Source organism: Prolixibacteraceae bacterium, assembly GCA_019856515.1.
GTDB lineage: Bacteria > Bacteroidota > Bacteroidia > Bacteroidales > Prolixibacteraceae > Halosquirtibacter > Halosquirtibacter xylanolyticus.
Window position 1 is genome coordinate 1,891,012 of sequence record CP082230.1, and the last position, 16,977, is coordinate 1,907,988.

The following is a 16,977-nucleotide window of genomic DNA, read 5'->3' on the forward strand; positions in this document are numbered from 1 at the left end:
ACAAATATGACGGGATTCATCTTATCAAGAAATTATATTATATATATTTATCGACTCAAATTCCCCCCATAACGTTACTATATCATCTGTTTTTAATCATAATTGTTAGCATATATGAACTATTTCTTACACATCATTCAGATACTTGAGAGCTATATTAGTGGTTCTCTGTGGTTTGTTCTTCTGCTTCTCGGAACGGGACTTTTCTATACTATCTATTTGGGATTTCCTCAAATAAGGCATTTTGGAACTTCGATAAAAGTTCTTCGAGGCAAGTATGATAATCCAGATGATAAGGGGGACACATCACACTTCCAAGCATTAACAACGGCACTATCAGGAACGGTGGGTACTGGAAATATTGCTGGGGTTGCATTTGCAATACACTTAGGTGGGCCTTCAGCACTATTTTGGATGTTAGTAACAGCACTTTTGGGTATGTGTACAAAATTTGTAGAGGTAGTAATGTCGCATAAATATCGTGAGATAAATGACAAGGGGACTGTTTCAGGAGGTCCTATGTACTATATGAAGAATGGGTTAAAATGGAAATGGATGCCTATTATATTTGCGATCGCAACTGTCATATCTAGTTTTGGAACAGGTTGTCTACCTCAAGTAAATAGTATCGCGAATTCATTGCATGCGACCCTTGGTATAGATAAGATGCTTTCAGGAGCCGTGCTTGCACTTTTGCTGGCTATGGTCGTTTTGGGTGGTATTAAGAGGATTGCAAAAGTAACAGAAACTTTGATTCCCCTGATGGCAATTCTTTATATCATCGGGGCAATGGGAGTGCTAGCATATAACTACGAAAACATTCTTCCCTCTATTGCATCTATTTTTACTGGTATCTTCTCGGGGAGTGCAGCAACTGGAGGATTCCTTGGAGCATCCCTTGCATTTGCATTTAATAGAGGGGTAAACCGTGGATTGTTCTCGAATGAAGCAGGTCAAGGTTCGGCACCTATTGCCCATGCCTCAGCAAGGTGTTCAAATCCAGTTCATGAAGGTTTTGTTGCACTTTTAGAACCATTTATTGATACAATTATTATCTGCTCTATTACAGGTATTACACTACTGAGTTCAGGCGTTTGGAAAGAGAAAATAGACAATCCTTTTGAAAGAACAAACACCATTATCCTCTCCGAGAAGTACCAAGAGTCAAATCCGTCAGATGTAAATAAGCTTAAAGCATTTATCGTAGGGGAAGAGAAAGCACCAACATACAGTGGCGAATTGGAAATAGTAGACGGAAAGATATCGAACGAATTAACAGTGCTTCATGCCCACTCGATGGCTGAAGACATAGAGATACTTTTTGACAATAAACCTTATAGTGGAATGATTAATGTTCTAAATGGAATCCCTCAATTAGATAATAAATATCAGATACATGGGCGTTCATTAATTCACAGTGCCCCTTTAACAACAGAGGCATTCACGAGAAGTTACTTCGGTAAATGGGGGAAATATATCGTAAGTATTGGACTGTTATTATTTGCTTTTTCAACAGCTATTGCTTGGGCATATTATGGATCCACTGCAATTATTTTTCTAGTAGGAACAAAATACGTTAATTGGTTCTTAGTGGTGTATGTTGTAGGGTTTTTTATCGCTGCATTTGCAGACACAACACTTATTTGGGCGATATCAGGAATTATGATCGCCTTGATGACTATTCCAAACTTAATAGGAATTCTCTTTATGCATAAGGAGATAAAGCAAGAGCTAAAGCAGTTTGAAAAAGATGATAAATAGTTGTTGACAATCAGTCATCAAAAGAGGTGGTCAAGTGTATTGACCACCTCTTTTTCGTTAAATCAAACCATTATACTTTGTAAATATATGGTGTAAAGAGATAGATTTTGGGACATGCTAAATAGTAGTACAATGTTGTATTAAAGAAGAATTTTATCATATTTACATGGTAGAACCAACAACTCAAACCCTAAGATGGAACAAAGATTATGGAACTTAATTCGACAAAATGATAAGGAAGCTCTTAAATCTCTATTCGATCAGCAATACGATACACTCTTGTCCTACGGTATTCGACTTAACTTCTCACCAAGCGAAGTGGAGGACGTAATTCAAGACCTCTTTATCTCTTTGCATGATCGAAATAAGTCGCTTCCGAAAGAGGTAAATGTCCAAGCCTACTTATTTTCGGCTATTCGGTTTTCACTATTTAATCATAGAAAGAAGACAAGACGATTCTCGTCACTTAGCGATCAAGACGATGCTATCTTTCTTCTTGAATTTGATGATATAGATGCAGATATGTCTATGGAAAACGTTCAAAAAAAGTTGACACAACTACCCACACGTCAAAAGGAGGCAATATATCTAAAATACTATCAAAATATGTCTATCAATGAGATAGGTAGCATTATGAGCATCGCACCACAATCTGTTAGTAACCTTCTTCATAAAGCATACGTATTGTTGCGAAATGATTTATCTAAACAAACGATACTTCAATTCATCTGGAAATTACAATCTTAGATCTTCACATTATTATCATGGTGTGAAGAACTAAGATGTTTTATAACAGAACATATGGGAGAGTAGATTTCATACTTCAAGACATCTACAGATAAGAAGACCCTTCACTCTTGCAATATGCTCTACAACACATAGAGTAAGAGAGTATATTTTCTTGAGAAAGAACACTTAGAGATAAAGGAGTTTTTTAGATTAAAATGTTCTACAACACATAAAGTAAGGAGTAGATATTTGATATCAGGAACATTTATATATGTACATTACACAGAACAGAACATACAAGACGTCATATTTATGATATCCTGATATACTTTCTAAATAAAGAGAAGAATTTAACGAGACGAAACAATTAGGACAATAAATGAATAGTAAAAAAGATATAAACGATTTAGATCAAATCATCCATAAGCTGAATGGATACTACTCTCTTAAACCAATAGGTAAAGAGGGTAGTTCATCGGCTTTATGGGAAAGAATTGAGAATAAACTGCTACAACAAAGGGTTATTCGTCTAAAACGTTGGAATTATATTGGATGGAGTGCGGCCGTGGTTATTCTAATGATAGGGGTATGGAACATATATAACCATGCAGATGTAGAACCTCAAGCTTTAATTTCAGAAATACAGATAGAGACTAAGATTGGAGAAAAAAACAGTTTTAATCTAAAAGATGGGAGTAAGATTTCTCTATTACCTAACTCATCAATGACAATTTACGCATCGAACTCAAATACCATAGACTCAGTATATCTTAGTGGAGCTGCAAAATTTCAGATCACTAAGCGCGAGGAAGATTTTCTTAGAGTTAGAACAAATAATTTCAATATACATGTATTAGGAACAACCTTCTTAGTCGAGGATTTTAAAACGAAGCAAGAGGCTACAACATCATTAATAGAGGGTAAACTAGCTGTTGCTCCTATTGCCAAAAATAGCAATCACACTTTAATTCTAAACCATGGAGAGAAGGTGATGATTGATAAAAGTAACCATGAATACAGCAAACAAGAATTTACTCAAGATGACTTTCTTAAAGCAAAAGGAGTATATCGCTACAAAGACACCCCTCTAAGCGATTATATTTATGAAGTCGAGCAATTCTATGGAGTAAACATAGATATTGCCTCTAAGCTCAAAGATGAATGTTTCACACTTATTATAGACCAAAATAAAGAATTAAACGAAGTATTTAAAGACCTCCTTAAAATCGGGAAAATTAAAACACACAAAACTAAAAACAGACACTATCAACTAACAAAGTAAACAAACACCAATAAGTTAACTAAATAAAACGAACTAAACTATGAAGCAAGAAGGACCTAAGTCTTTTCTTCATCGAAGATTTACAAATGCTTCTTCGATGTTGAAAAGTACCATCTGTGTTGGGGCAATGGTACTATCATCTTTTAATACATCAGCAGCTGTGTTAGAGGAAGATGTGGATATTAATCTTAAGAATAAGCCTTTAATTGAATTTTTCCAGGCGATAGAACAACAAACAGAATATGTGTTTGTATATAAGACCAGCACTATAAACTCAAACAGAAAGATCTCTCTTGATGTTAAAGGCGAAGAGCTGAAAGATGTTTTGGACGAAATGCTTGATCAAAATAATCTTACTTATACATTGGAAAATAATAAGATTATTATCTCTGAGAATAATAGTTCGATTAATACCCAAGCCACACAAGCATCAAATAAACTAGTAATAAAGGGTAGCGTCGTGGATGATCAAGGAACACCGCTTCCTGGAGCAACACTTGTAATAAAGGGTACGACACAAGGAACAATTACCGATTTTGATGGTAATTTCTCCCTAACGAATGTTCCCAAAGGAGCGACTATTGTTTTTTCTTATGTTGGGATGAGTTCTAAAGAGGTTATTGCAGATAAAACAAATTTCAAGATTCAATTAGAGAGTGATGCTGTTAATCTTCAAGAGGTGGTAGCCATAGGTTATGGTGTACAGAAGAAGGTGAACCTGACAGGGTCAGTTGCTTCAATTAAATCTGAAGAGATACTAAAAACAAAAACAGCAAATATTACCAACTCCATGGTAGGTAAAGTCCCTGGGTTACTATCAGTACAACGAAGTGGACAACCAGGAGAGGATGCAGCACAAATATCAATCCGTGGTAATTCGTCTCTAGGAAACAATGGCGCTTTAGTAGTTGTAGATGGGGTAGTTAGGGATGGTTTCAACCAAATCGATCCAAATATGATCGAAACTGTAACTGTCTTGAAAGATGCTGCTGCAACTTCTGTTTATGGTGTTCGTGCCTCAAATGGTGTAATTCTTGTTACGACTAAAAAAGGTAAAGAAGGAAAAACTTCTGTTTCATATTCTGGTTCATACGGAGTACAGACACCAACAAAAGTTCCTGAATTGATGGATGCTTATACTTATGCGAGTAACATAAATCAGGCATTTATTAATGAAGGTGATGCACCTAGGTATACTGACGAAGATCTACAGAAATTTAAAGAAGGGACAGAACCAGGATATCAAAGCACCAATTGGTGGGATGAAACTTTTGATAAACTTGCACCTATTTCTCAGCATAACTTATCTGTTACAGGAGGTAGTAAAAAAAGCAACTATTATATATCCCTTGGAATGTTAGATCAAAAAGGAATGTATGAAACGAGTTGGTTCAAAAGATATAATTTAAGATCTAATCTAGAGACTAAAATTAGTGACGATCTAAAGTTAAATTTAAATCTAGCAGGAAGAATTGAAGAGACAAGTAATTCAGGATCGGGGACATATGCAATTTTCTATGGCGCATTAAGAGCTTGGCCAACCATGCCAACAACTCATCCAGATGGTAAAGTAGCATGGAGTGGTACACCAACGAATTCAGTATATGATGCAACAGAAACTGGATATGATAAAAGAACAAAAAACACATTCCAAAGTTCATTGTCTTTAGATTACAATATTTCAAAAATTAAGGGTTTGCATGCAAAAGCTTTGGTTGCATATGATGCGACGTTAACACCTAAAAAGAAGTTTGTACAACCATACAATTACTATATCAAAAACACGGATGGTACGTTTGATGAAAAAGCTGTTGGGAACAAAACGACACTAAAAGAAACCTTCAATCAAAATAAAAGATTGACTACTCAATTATCATTAAACTACAATAGAACATTTGGATCACATGAGTTATCTGGACTTCTTTTATGGGAGACGTTTCAATCTGACTCAAATAATTTTAATGCCTATAGAGAGAATGGTTTCCTTTCAAGTACACTTGACCAAATGTTTGCAGGAGGTGACCTAAATAAGAATAATGGTGGTAGTGCTAAAGAAGCAGGGCGACTAGGATATGTCGGTCGATTAACATATAACTACAAGAGTAAGTATTTATTTGAAACGAACTTTAGATATGATGGTTCATTTAATTTCCCAAATGGAAATAAATGGGGATTCTTCCCTTCAGTGTCTGCAGGATGGAGAGTATCTGAAGAAAGTTTTATTAAAGACAATTTCAGTGGAATAGACAATTTAAAGCTTAGATCTTCAATGGGTAAATCTGGTAACGACAACATTCCTCAATACAATTTTATCGGAGGATATAGTGTATACAGTGGTTCGGTTATCGGGGATACATTCTATAAAGGACTAAGAGAGTCATTAACACCAAATCCATTTATTACATGGGAAACATCAACAAATTTTGATGTGGGTATTGATCTATCTTTATGGCAGGGTAAATTAACTTTAGAAGCAAACTATTTTTACAAAAACACAACAGATATACTCGTAAAAAGAGATGCTGAAGTTCCATTAACTTATGGAGGAAAACTACCTGTTGAAAATCTAGGTGAGACTGAAAATTCGGGTTATGAGTTTGTATTAGGTCATAATGGTAAAATTGGTGATCTAACCTACAATATAAATGGTAATTTTACTTTTGCAAGAAATAAAGTTATTGAGAAAGCAGAACCTAGTGATGTCCCTGATCGAATAAAAAGAACTGGTAGACCAATGAATCAATTTTATGGACTACAAGCTTTAGGGTTATTCCAAACGGAAGAGGAAATCCAAGACTGGGCTGATCAAAATGGTAATAAAAACAAGGGAATAAAGCCTGGTGATATTAAATATCAAGATTTCAATAATGATGGTAAGATTAATGGAGAGGATATTCATTGTATCGGTAAAAGCTTCTTCCCAGAGATTAATTATGGTGTAAATCTTTCTCTTGCATATAAAGGTTTTGACATGTCTGTTTTCTTTCAAGGCGCATCAAACTTTGTTACTTACCTTGAGCAACAAGCAGCATATTCATTTATGCTAGAAGGGAACTCTCCAATGGCTTTAACAGATAGTTGGAGTCCTGAAAATCGAGACGCAAGATATCCAAGACTCCTAATTGGTCAAAATGCAAATAACACACAACAATCGTCATATTGGCTTGAAGATGCATCATACCTTAGATTAAAAAGTTTAAATATTGGATATACTTTCAATTTTAAACAAAAAAAATTATTCAAAAGCTTCAGAGTTTATGCCTCAGGAACAAACTTATTTACGTGGGATAAGCTAACTATTTTTGATCCAGAGACACCCAAAGGTCGTGGTGCAACATATCCTCCGATGAAAGTATATTCATTAGGACTTGATTTTAGCCTATAATTTACGAACAAGACAAATCTTATTGATTATGAAACTTAGACATATATTATCTGTTGTAATAATCACATCATGTCTTTTGGGATGTGAATCTATTATTGACAAGAGACCACTAGATAGAATTGACGCAAACAGTGTTTGGAAAGAGCAGAATACTGCTGAGGCAGCAATCTTTAATATATATTCTAGAATATCAACTGGTTTTTTTGATACAAATAACGGGGGCTACATCTTCTCTACTTGCAACGTTAGTGATGAGTCAAGAAGCAAAAGTGGGTGGATTGGGTCTAACAAGGTAATAGTTCCCGGAAATATGGAAGCAACTAGAAACCCAATGGATGTATGGAAAGTGAGATACGAAAGTATTAGAGACTGTAATATCGCAGTTGAATCACTTAAAACATCACCTATAGAGGAAAATTTAAGAAATCGATTAAATGCAGAAGCTCGTTTTGTAAGGGCTTGGCTTTACTTTGATTTAACTCGAAGATATGGTGGTGTTCCATTAATTACAGTACCACAGCAGTTAAATGATGGCATTGAAGCACTGAAAGTTTCTAGAGAAACATATGAGAATTGCATCGATTTTATTACAAAAGAGTTGAAAGAATCAGCAGAGTTATTGCCAAATTCTGTTGCAAATGAAGAATGGGGTCGAGCAACAAAACAAGCATGTGACGCTTTAAATGGTAGAGTTTTAATGTATGCACAAAGATGGTCTGAAGCAGCAAATTACTCAAAAAAGGTGATTGACTCTGATCAGTTTAAGTTATACGATGATTATAACGCACTATTTCAAACAAACGGTCGTACTGAAGAATCTATTTTTGACAAATTATTTCTTGAGCCAGACAGAACACACAGCTGGGACTACTATAATATCCCTTATGGATTTACACCAGACTTTGGTAGTCAAACGAATCCAGTACAGGAGATGGTAGATAGTTATGAGATGGTGAATGGAAAGGCAATCACCGATCCGACATCAGGTTATGATCCACAAAATCCATATAAAGACCGTGATCCAAGATTCAATGCGACTATTCTTTATAATGGTGCACCATTCAAAGGGAAATTAATAGAAACGTACACAGGAGGAGCACAGGGGCTTCTTAAAAATGGCTTATGTACAGTTACTGGGTATTATATCCGAAAATTTATTGAAGAGTCTAAAGGTGCTCCATCCAAAGGAACAAGTACAGTTAGCTGGAAAGAACTACGCTATGGAGAGGTACTATTAAATTATGCTGAAGCACAAAACGAGGCAGCTGGACCAGACAACTCAGTATACAGCGCTATTAACCAAATTCGCAATAGAGCAGGTATGCCAGATATTACAGCTGGACTTGACAAAGATGCTATGCGTGAAGTGATTCGTCATGAAAGAAAAATCGAATTAGCTTTCGAAAATCATCGTTACTGGGATTTAATTCGTTGGGGTAAAGCCAAAGAAGTACTTAATGATAAGCAATTCCACGGAATGCAGATCACTAAAAATGATGATGGTTCATTTACTTATGATGCAAGTTTTATAGTAACTAGGGGGGGAACCCAGGTATTTAATGACAGACAGTACCTATTCCCTATTCCACAAAGTGAAATAAACAAAAACTCAAATCTTACACAGAACCCTGGTTACTAATTCAATAATTAAGGCTGCCTATAAGGCAGCCTTATTATTAAATTAAAATCAGTTAAAAAGCTTCGTTGAAATTAAAATATAATCCTTTAGTTTCCTTTCCGACACCAAAGTCAATTCTAAAATTCATTCTTGGTTGCAATTCTAATCGATATCCAAAGCCAAGATTAGGGAGGCAATTCTGCAGATCCCCAATACTCTCACCCATAGTACCTGCAGCAGCCCATATAGTCATTCCACTTTTACTCAGACTCCCATCACTTTTCTTAAAAGTGTAACGATACTCTGTTATTCCATATACCATCGCATTATCTCGATATTGGCCCCATGTATAACCTCTTAAATCAAATGGAGTTCCTAACTGAGATAATTCGGCCCATGGAACATCATTACACGCAAATCGACCCCGTACTTGCCAAGCCAGAACAGAACCTTTTCTTTTAATCTGTTGGTATTGTCTATAATCAAAATCGTAAACCTGATAGTTAGAACTTCCACCCAGATAGCTACCATATGCAGTAGCGGAAGTTTTCAGGTAAATACCTTGCCATGCATTAACAGTAATGTCCCTTGTGTCATACTCTAATATAACACCTAAGCCAATGTTTAGCCTTTGATCATTATTAAAATATCCATCATTAAAAGGAGTAGTATTACCTGCATCTGAAATAGAATGATAATTGGTAGCATTAGTATAGTTAAGGTCAATATTGGCTCCTAAGTATAAATCTTTCTTTATACGAAACATGAATCTTGGGTTAATCCAATACCAAGTACGATCATATCCTGTTATGTCAGAAGATTTTTTAAAATAGCTCCCGTTATCATATCCTTTTCCCCAATAGTTATCAGGCATCGATTTAAACCAAAAATCACCATTCACTCTAAATTTATCCTCATTCCAAAACGATGTAAGTCTAGCATTAAAGATAAATGCACCTGTAGTTGTATATCCAATAAAAACAGGAAGTGAAGATCGCTGAATCAAAGAGTCTTGTCGGTCAGTCTTAAAAGACATGAGTCCACCTGCAGAGAAAGAGACACCTAATTCAGGTGTATATGCAGGAGCCACCAAAGGAGATATCCAAAACCGATTTTCATCAAATGCTCTAGTTTTACGTTCAGACATTGGAACTTTCTGCTTTTTATCCTTACCAAGGACAGTAATCAAGGACATAGCAAAGAGAGCTAAAAGAAGTATTCTTTTCATAATCTATTTTTATCATTACAGTTGATCAAAAATAGAAAATGAAAAGAATCAGTAAATTTACTATAGGCTCAGTTTTTATTTAACTTAGCTCATAAACATAAGTCTATAAATCGCCATCAATCTTCTGATTTAGAAAAATCTATTAACCAATCTAATGTTTGAGAATTTGGACGTTCAATTGGTAAACCAAGGAATCTATCCCAAATTAACTGTGCTCCAACACCTAAAGCACGACTTACACCAAACATAACAGTATAGAAGATATAATCTTTGATTCCATAATGCATTAATAATGAACCAGAGAAAGCATCAACATTCGGCCATGGATTCTTTGCTTTACCTCTATCTAATAGTATCTGAGGAACAACCTTATAAAGGACTTTCGCAGTATCCACAATAGAATCGCTGGAAACATACTTATCAGCAAATTCCATCTGTGTAGTAAATCGAGGATCTGTTGCTCTTAATACAGCGTGTCCATATCCAGGAACAACTTTTCCGCTATCAAGAGTTATATTTACAAAAGAGGTAATTTCATCCTCAGTCAATTGCTCTTTAATATCACGATCAAAATGTTTATACATATCAAAGATCCAACGCACAACATCCTGGTTAGCATATCCATGTAAAGGCCCCGCTAATCCAATCATTCCCGCAGAATATGAATAGAAAGGATTACTCAATGCAGAAGCAACAAGGTGTGCAGTGTGAGCAGAGACATTACCACCCTCATGGTCAGCATGAATATACATATACATTCTAAAGAGTCGATAGATCTCTTCTGAGTCAAAGCCCATCATATGAGCAAAATTAGCAGACCAATCTAAATCAGGATCTAAAGCAATAACTTTCCCATCTTCAAATTCTTTTCTATAGATATAAGAAGCGATGACAGGCAATTGTGCGATCATATTCATTACATCCTCATACGTTGAATCCCAATAATCCTCTTTTCGTAAACCATTACGATGTTTCTTTTGGAATTGTGATTGCGTCGCTGAAGCTAAAATTGCTGTAGAGAACCGTGTCATTGGTTTGGAACTACTTGGCAAAGCATCAATAGTTCGAAATACATGATCTGGAACATTCGATCGTTGCACCCAATCTTGACGAATAAATTCGACCTCTTCAATAGTAGGAACATCACCTGTTAGCAGAAGAAAAAAAACACCTTCAGCTAAAGGTTCACCTTCAGGGTTTTTACGGGGTAATACTTTATATAATTCTGGGAGGGTAAAGCCTCTATAACGAATCCCCTCATAGGGATCAAGTTTAGAAGTTAAAGTCAGTAGCGAAGTAACTCCTCTCATTCCTCCTAAAACATGTCCAATAGTAACCTCATCTACAATGAGATCTTTGGAGGAACTTAAAAGTTCTTGCACTTGAGCTCTAGCTTCAGAGCCCTTTTCAAATAGTCGTTGTTTAATATAGTCCATATATATTTAGGGTTAATAAGTTCTGGATAATATATGTTCTATATAACAACAAAAAAGGGAAACAAATGTTTCCCTTTTTTTCCTTAGAGTATCATAAAAATTACTCTGCTGCCGTATCAGCTGCTGGTGCTTCTGTTGCTGCGTCAGTAGACTTCTTACGACGTCTACGAGATTTAGCTTCAGGCTTAGCATCTTTAGCTGCCAACATAGCCTCATTGTAATCAACTAGTTCGATAATACACATCTCAGCATTATCACCAAGACGGTTACCTGTCTTCAAAATACGTGTATACCCACCTGGACGGTCAGCTACTTTTACAGATACCTCACGGAACAATTCTGTAACAGCAGTTTTGCTTTTTAGGTAGCTAAATACAGTACGACGATTGTGTGTAGAGTCTTCCTTTGACTTTGTAATCAATGGCTCGACATACATACGCAAAGCTTTCGCTTTTGCTACAGTAGTAGTAATACGCTTGTGTAGGAGAAGAGAGCAAGCCATGTTTGCCAACATTGCCTTTCTGTGAGCACTCTTTCTACCCAAGTGGTTAAACTTCTTATTATGTCTCATTTTCTATTATTCCTTGTCTAATTTATACTTACTTATATCCATCCCGAAATTGAGATTCATGCTATCCAATAGTTCATCTAGCTCAGTAAGTGACTTCTTACCGAAGTTACGAAACTTAAGCAGATCATTTCTATTGTACTGCACAAGGTCACCTAATGTATCAACATCAGCAGCCTTAAGACAGTTCAAAGCACGAACTGAGAGATCCATATCAACTAAACGAGTCTTTAGCAATTGACGCATATGAAGAACCTCTTCATCAAACTCTTCGTTGCCGAATTTCTCCTCATTATCTAATGTTATCTTCTCATCAGAGAATAACATAAAGTGATAGATTAGAATTTTGGCAGCTTCCTTAAGCGCATCTTTAGGATGAATAGATCCGTCAGTAGTTAGCTCTAACACCAATTTCTCGTAATCAGTCTTCTGCTCAACACGGTAGTTTTCTACTGCGTATCTAACATTCTTGATTGGAGTATAGATAGAATCGATTGGAATAATACCAAAATCATCCTCTACTGGTTTGTTTTCAGTACTTGGAACATAACCACGACCTTTTTCAATCGTAAGTTCCAATTGAAGCTTCACCTCAGGGTTCATTCTACAGATAACTTGATCTGTATTTAACACTTGGAAGTTTGAAGCAAACTTATTTATGTCGCCAGCAGTAAATTGCTCCTGACCGAAAAGTGAGATAGAAACTTTTTCGCTGTCAAAATCTTCTACTTCTTGCTTAAAACGAACCTGCTTAAGATTTAAAATAATCTCAGTTACATCTTCGATTACACCTTCGATAGTAGAAAACTCATGCTCAACACCTTCGATCTTAATTGTCGTGATAGCGTATCCTTCTAAAGATGACAACAGTATTCTTCTTAAAGCATTACCAACTGTAATACCATACCCTGGCTCTAGAGGACGAAACTCAAATTTACCAAAGGTCTCTGAAGATTCCACCATTATCACTTTGTCTGGCTTTTGGAAAGCTAATATTGCCATAAATCTTAAGATTATATCGTTATTTAGAGTACAACTCGACGATTAGTTGTTCCTTAATATTCTCAGGAATCTCCGTTCTTTCAGGACGATTCAAGAATTTTCCTGATAAAGCAGCAGAATCCCATTCTAACCAAGAATACTGACCACCACGGTGAGACGCAAGAGAGTTTGAAACCACTTCAAGTGATTTTGATTTCTCACGAACTCCAATAATATCGCCAGGACGTACACTATACGAGGCAATATTTACAACGCTTCCATTTACAGTAATGTGCTTGTGTGATACTAACTGACGTGCTGCAGAACGCGTAGGTGCAATACCTAAACGATACACTACGTTATCTAGACGACACTCTAGCAATTGCAACAACACCTCACCTGTAACACCTTTAGATGCGTTTGCTTTCTTGAACAAAGTACGGAACTGACGCTCAAGAATACCATAAGTATATTTTGCTTTTTGCTTCTCCTTCAACTGAAGACCATATTCAGAAGTTTTATTTCTTCTTTGGTTAGGTCCATGTTGTCCTGGAGGGTATGCTTTATTCTCTAGAACCTTATCAGGTCCAAAAATTGCTTCACCAAATCTACGTGCGATCTTCGACTTTGGTCCAATATATCTAGCCATTTAATCTTACTTTAATAAGTCCTATAAAAATTATACTCTACGACGCTTAGGAGGACGACATCCATTATGTGGTAATGGAGTTACATCAACGATTTCCGACACTGTGATACCAGTATTATTGATAGCACGGATAGCCGACTCACGTCCATTTCCTGGCCCTTTAACGTATACTTTTACTTTACGAAGACCTAGATCAAAAGCAGTCTTAGCACACTCTTCAGCAGCAACCTGTGCAGCATAAGGAGTATTCTTCTTTGATCCACGGAATCCTTTTTTACCAGCTGATGACCATGAAATAACCTCACCGTTATTGTTAGTCAAACAGATAATGATGTTATTAAAAGACGAGTGAATATGTGCTTGACCAATCGCCTCTACTTTAACAACTCTTTTTTTAGTATTACTTGACTTTTTTGCCATAATCAGTTAACCTTATTTAGTTGCTTTTTTCTTATTTGCAACAGTTTTTTTCTTACCCTTACGTGTACGCGCGTTGTTCTTAGTCTTTTGTCCACGCAATGGTAGTCCAATACGATGACGAATTCCACGATAACATCCGATATCCATCAATCGCTTGATGTTTAACTGGATCTCCGAACGCAATTCACCTTCAACAGTATAATCACTATTGATCAAACCACGGATCGCTTGGAATTGTTCATCTGTCCAATCTTTCACTTTAATGTCCTTATCTACGCCAGCCTTTTCAAGTATATCAACTGAAAGACTGCGACCAATACCGTAGATATAGGTCAATGCGATCTCTCCACGTTTATTAACTGGGATATCTACACCAACAATACGAGCCATAAAATTTAATTTTAAACTTTAGATTAAAGAATTATCCTTGACGTTGCTTAAACTTAGGATTTTTCTTATTGATTACATACAAACGTCCTTTACGACGCACAATCTTGCAGTCACTACTGCGCTTTTTAATCGATACTCTAGTTTTCATTATAAGTTTAACGATTAGTTTTTATATCGAAATGTGATACGTCCCTTAGTCAAATCATAAGGAGACATCTCTACTTTCACTTTATCACCAGGTAAGATCTTAATATAATGCATACGCATTTTACCTGAAATGTGTGCTGTAATTACGTGACCATTGTGTAATTCAACACGAAACATTGCATTTGACAATGCTTCAATGATAGTCCCGTCCTGTTCTATAGAAGGCTGCTTCGCCATAAGAATTTATTTTTTTTCAATTGATTCTCAACAAAACAAAAATCAGTCAAGGTTTCAGCACCGTATGGTCTTACGGCAAGGGTATGTTCAAAATGCACACCCACACCACCATCTTTGGTCAAAACACTCCATCCATCATCTGACAAAAAAACATCCGAAGAATACTCTGTCAACATGGGTTCTATTGCAAGTGTCAAACCTCTAAGGAGTTTCATCCCTTTTTTTGACCTGCCAAAATTACGCACAAAAGGTGACTCATGCAAATTTTTTCCAATTCCATGTCCACCAAAGGATTTTACCACACCAAAATCGGCCTCTTTTGCGATATTCTCAATAGAATAACCGATATCTCCGAGGTTTTTCCCCTCATGCGCATTTTCGAGGGCGCAAGATAAGCTTTCATACGCTGATTTACAAAGATTATAGTGATTTTCCGAAACATTACCCACTAAAAAAGTAAAACATCCATCTCCATGGTAACCATCTAAACAGACACCACAATCGACAGATACTACATCACCATCTTTAATAAGATAATTAGAGGGTAGTCCATGTAATACGCAATCATTGACAGATACACATAAACTGTTTGGAAATTCGTTATAATCTAAGAAACTAGGAGTAGCTCCTTGTTCGCGAATATAACATTCAGCAACGGCATCCAACTCTAGAGTTGAGATGCCGGGTTGAATAAGTTTAGTTATTTCAGCTAAAGTTTTACTTACAAGTAGCGAACTTTTTCGTATGAATGAGATTTCTTGTTCTGTTTTGTAGTAGATGGACCCATTCATTATGAAAAAGCTATATTGCAGCTGCTCCACCAACACGTCCCTTAATACGACCGTCTTTCATAAGACCATCATAGTGACGCATTAACAAGTGCGACTCAATCTGCTGTAATGTATCTAAAACTACACCTACCAAAATTAGAAGAGAAGTTCCTCCAAAGAAATTTGCAAACTGTCCATTGATACCCAATTTCATTGCAAAAGATGGTAAAATAGTAACCAATGCTAGGAATATAGATCCTGGCAAAGTGATACGTGACATAATAGTATCCAAGAATTCAACGGTTTTCTTACCTGGTTTAACACCTGGAATAAAACCACCGTTCTTTTTCATATCTTCTGCCATTTGAACAGGATTAACTGTAATAGCAGTATAAAAATATGTGAAAATAACAACCATTAATGCCATAGCGAAATTATACCAGAACCCAGTAAAATCGCTAAATGCAGCTAAAGACGCTCTAATACCTTCAGACTCAAAAAGTCCTTGCATACTTAGAGGAATCATAACAATTGCTTGCGCAAAAATGATTGGCATAACACCAGCAGCATTCACTTTCAAAGGAATATACTGACGAACACCACCATATTGTTTGTTTCCTACAATTCGTTTTGCATACTGCACAGGCACTTTACGAGTACCTTGCACCAACAAAATCGAAAGCATGAATACTACAAAAAGTAGAACTAGCTCAACCAAGAACATCAACATTCCTGCCCCTTGCTCAGACCAGCGTGAAGCCAACTCAGCGAAGAATGCGAAAGGAAGTCGAGATATAATACCGATCATAATGATTAAGGAGATACCATTACCGATACCTTTATCAGTAATACGCTCTCCTAGCCACATAACAAACATAGAACCCGCACACATAATAATGATAGCAGGTATAGTAAAGAAGGCGCCTCCTACTGCGAAGGCGCTTTCTGGTAATTGGTAATGCAAATTCGTTAGATAACCTGATCCTTGTAAAAATAAAATACCAACCGTTAGCAAACGGGTAATTTGGTTAATCTTATTACGACCAGACTCTCCATCTTTTTGTAAACGTTGAAAGTATGGAACAGCGATACCCAAAAGCTGAATAACGATCGAAGCGGTAATATAAGGCATAATTCCCAATGCAAAAATCGAAGCATTTGAGAACGCACCTCCTGAAAAAGTATTTAGGAGTCCTAACAAACCATCTGCAGTCTGCTTTTTCAGTTCACCTAGTTGCATAGGATCAATACCTGGTAAGGCAATAAATGATCCTAGACGATAAACCAATAACAACAACAAAGTTGTATTGATACGAGATCGCAACTCTTCGATCTTATAAATATTCTTTAGGGTGTCGATTAACTTTCTCATATAG

16 protein-coding genes are annotated in these 16,977 nt (G+C 36.2%); 5 read left to right on the forward strand and 11 right to left on the reverse strand.

What is annotated here, in order from left to right:
- Positions 1–114: 114 nt before the first annotated feature.
- From K5X82_06565 to K5X82_06585, 5 genes are all read left to right on the forward strand, one after another.
- Positions 115–1,761, forward strand: coding sequence for a sodium:alanine symporter family protein (locus tag K5X82_06565; protein ID QZT38550.1), 1,647 nt, complete (start codon positions 115–117; stop codon positions 1,759–1,761).
- A gap of 195 nt (positions 1,762–1,956) precedes the next feature.
- Complete coding sequence (locus K5X82_06570; GenBank protein ID QZT38551.1) at positions 1,957–2,508, forward strand: sigma-70 family RNA polymerase sigma factor; 552 nt, start codon at positions 1,957–1,959, stop codon at positions 2,506–2,508.
- A 361-nt stretch (positions 2,509–2,869) separates the two neighbouring features.
- Complete coding sequence (locus K5X82_06575; GenBank protein ID QZT38552.1) at positions 2,870–3,772, forward strand: FecR family protein; 903 nt, start codon at positions 2,870–2,872, stop codon at positions 3,770–3,772.
- 40 nt (positions 3,773–3,812) lie between these two features.
- Positions 3,813–7,157, forward strand: coding sequence for a TonB-dependent receptor (locus tag K5X82_06580; protein ID QZT38553.1), 3,345 nt, complete (start codon positions 3,813–3,815; stop codon positions 7,155–7,157).
- 28 nt (positions 7,158–7,185) lie between these two features.
- Positions 7,186–8,796, forward strand: a complete 1,611-nt coding sequence (locus tag K5X82_06585) for a RagB/SusD family nutrient uptake outer membrane protein (protein QZT38554.1) — start codon at positions 7,186–7,188, stop codon at positions 8,794–8,796.
- A 52-nt stretch (positions 8,797–8,848) separates the two neighbouring features.
- On the opposite strand, the gene K5X82_06590 is transcribed toward K5X82_06585, so the two are convergent.
- The 11 genes from K5X82_06590 to secY form a co-directional block, all read right to left on the reverse strand.
- The gene (locus tag K5X82_06590) at positions 8,849–10,003 is read right to left on the reverse strand and encodes a BamA/TamA family outer membrane protein (GenBank protein QZT38555.1); all 1,155 of its coding nucleotides are present in this window, start codon (positions 10,001–10,003) and stop codon (positions 8,849–8,851) included.
- Positions 10,004–10,119: 116 nt separating this feature from the next.
- On the reverse strand, positions 10,120–11,439 hold the full coding sequence (locus K5X82_06595) for a citrate (Si)-synthase (protein ID QZT38556.1): 1,320 nt from the start codon (positions 11,437–11,439) through the stop codon (positions 10,120–10,122).
- 100 nt (positions 11,440–11,539) lie between these two features.
- A complete protein-coding gene (gene rplQ / locus K5X82_06600) occupies positions 11,540–12,010 on the reverse strand; it encodes a 50S ribosomal protein L17 (GenBank protein ID QZT38557.1) in 471 nt (156 codons plus the stop codon).
- A 6-nt stretch (positions 12,011–12,016) separates the two neighbouring features.
- The gene (locus K5X82_06605; protein ID QZT38558.1) at positions 12,017–13,009 is read right to left on the reverse strand and encodes a DNA-directed RNA polymerase subunit alpha; all 993 of its coding nucleotides are present in this window, start codon (positions 13,007–13,009) and stop codon (positions 12,017–12,019) included.
- A 19-nt stretch (positions 13,010–13,028) separates the two neighbouring features.
- The gene (gene rpsD, locus K5X82_06610; GenBank protein ID QZT38559.1) at positions 13,029–13,637 is read right to left on the reverse strand and encodes a 30S ribosomal protein S4; all 609 of its coding nucleotides are present in this window, start codon (positions 13,635–13,637) and stop codon (positions 13,029–13,031) included.
- 30 nt (positions 13,638–13,667) lie between these two features.
- Positions 13,668–14,057, reverse strand: coding sequence for a 30S ribosomal protein S11 (gene rpsK / locus K5X82_06615; protein QZT38560.1), 390 nt, complete (start codon positions 14,055–14,057; stop codon positions 13,668–13,670).
- Between the two features lie 12 nt (positions 14,058–14,069).
- Positions 14,070–14,447, reverse strand: coding sequence for a 30S ribosomal protein S13 (gene rpsM, locus K5X82_06620; protein QZT38561.1), 378 nt, complete (start codon positions 14,445–14,447; stop codon positions 14,070–14,072).
- 31 nt (positions 14,448–14,478) lie between these two features.
- Positions 14,479–14,595: a 50S ribosomal protein L36 gene (gene rpmJ, locus K5X82_06625; protein ID QZT38562.1), complete on the reverse strand. Its 117-nt coding sequence runs from the start codon at positions 14,593–14,595 to the stop codon at positions 14,479–14,481.
- 14 nt (positions 14,596–14,609) lie between these two features.
- On the reverse strand, positions 14,610–14,831 hold the full coding sequence (infA, locus tag K5X82_06630; GenBank protein ID QZT38563.1) for a translation initiation factor IF-1: 222 nt from the start codon (positions 14,829–14,831) through the stop codon (positions 14,610–14,612).
- Positions 14,810–15,622, reverse strand: a complete 813-nt coding sequence (gene map, locus K5X82_06635; GenBank protein ID QZT38564.1) for a type I methionyl aminopeptidase — start codon at positions 15,620–15,622, stop codon at positions 14,810–14,812. Before map ends, infA begins: the two co-directional genes overlap by 22 nt.
- A 10-nt stretch (positions 15,623–15,632) precedes the next feature.
- The gene (gene secY, locus K5X82_06640; protein ID QZT38565.1) at positions 15,633–16,973 is read right to left on the reverse strand and encodes a preprotein translocase subunit SecY; all 1,341 of its coding nucleotides are present in this window, start codon (positions 16,971–16,973) and stop codon (positions 15,633–15,635) included.
- Positions 16,974–16,977: the final 4 nt, after the last annotated feature.

What these genes read in the sequence shown, in the direction of transcription:
- K5X82_06565 (QZT38550.1), top strand. Translation starts at nt 115, where the DNA reads ATGAACTATTTCTTACACATCATTCAGATACTTGAGAGCTATATTAGT.
- K5X82_06570 (QZT38551.1), top strand. Translation starts at nt 1,957, where the DNA reads ATGGAACAAAGATTATGGAACTTAATTCGACAAAATGATAAGGAAGCT.
- K5X82_06575 (QZT38552.1), top strand. Translation starts at nt 2,870, where the DNA reads ATGAATAGTAAAAAAGATATAAACGATTTAGATCAAATCATCCATAAG.
- K5X82_06580 (QZT38553.1), top strand. Translation starts at nt 3,813, where the DNA reads ATGAAGCAAGAAGGACCTAAGTCTTTTCTTCATCGAAGATTTACAAAT.
- K5X82_06585 (QZT38554.1), top strand. Translation starts at nt 7,186, where the DNA reads ATGAAACTTAGACATATATTATCTGTTGTAATAATCACATCATGTCTT.
- K5X82_06590 (QZT38555.1), bottom strand. Translation starts at nt 10,003, where the DNA reads ATGAAAAGAATACTTCTTTTAGCTCTCTTTGCTATGTCCTTGATTACT.
- K5X82_06595 (QZT38556.1), bottom strand. Translation starts at nt 11,439, where the DNA reads ATGGACTATATTAAACAACGACTATTTGAAAAGGGCTCTGAAGCTAGA.
- rplQ (QZT38557.1), bottom strand. Translation starts at nt 12,010, where the DNA reads ATGAGACATAATAAGAAGTTTAACCACTTGGGTAGAAAGAGTGCTCAC.
- K5X82_06605 (QZT38558.1), bottom strand. Translation starts at nt 13,009, where the DNA reads ATGGCAATATTAGCTTTCCAAAAGCCAGACAAAGTGATAATGGTGGAA.
- rpsD (QZT38559.1), bottom strand. Translation starts at nt 13,637, where the DNA reads ATGGCTAGATATATTGGACCAAAGTCGAAGATCGCACGTAGATTTGGT.
- rpsK (QZT38560.1), bottom strand. Translation starts at nt 14,057, where the DNA reads ATGGCAAAAAAGTCAAGTAATACTAAAAAAAGAGTTGTTAAAGTAGAG.
- rpsM (QZT38561.1), bottom strand. Translation starts at nt 14,447, where the DNA reads ATGGCTCGTATTGTTGGTGTAGATATCCCAGTTAATAAACGTGGAGAG.
- rpmJ (QZT38562.1), bottom strand. Translation starts at nt 14,595, where the DNA reads ATGAAAACTAGAGTATCGATTAAAAAGCGCAGTAGTGACTGCAAGATT.
- infA (QZT38563.1), bottom strand. Translation starts at nt 14,831, where the DNA reads ATGGCGAAGCAGCCTTCTATAGAACAGGACGGGACTATCATTGAAGCA.
- map (QZT38564.1), bottom strand. Translation starts at nt 15,622, where the DNA reads ATGAATGGGTCCATCTACTACAAAACAGAACAAGAAATCTCATTCATA.
- secY (QZT38565.1), bottom strand. Translation starts at nt 16,973, where the DNA reads ATGAGAAAGTTAATCGACACCCTAAAGAATATTTATAAGATCGAAGAG.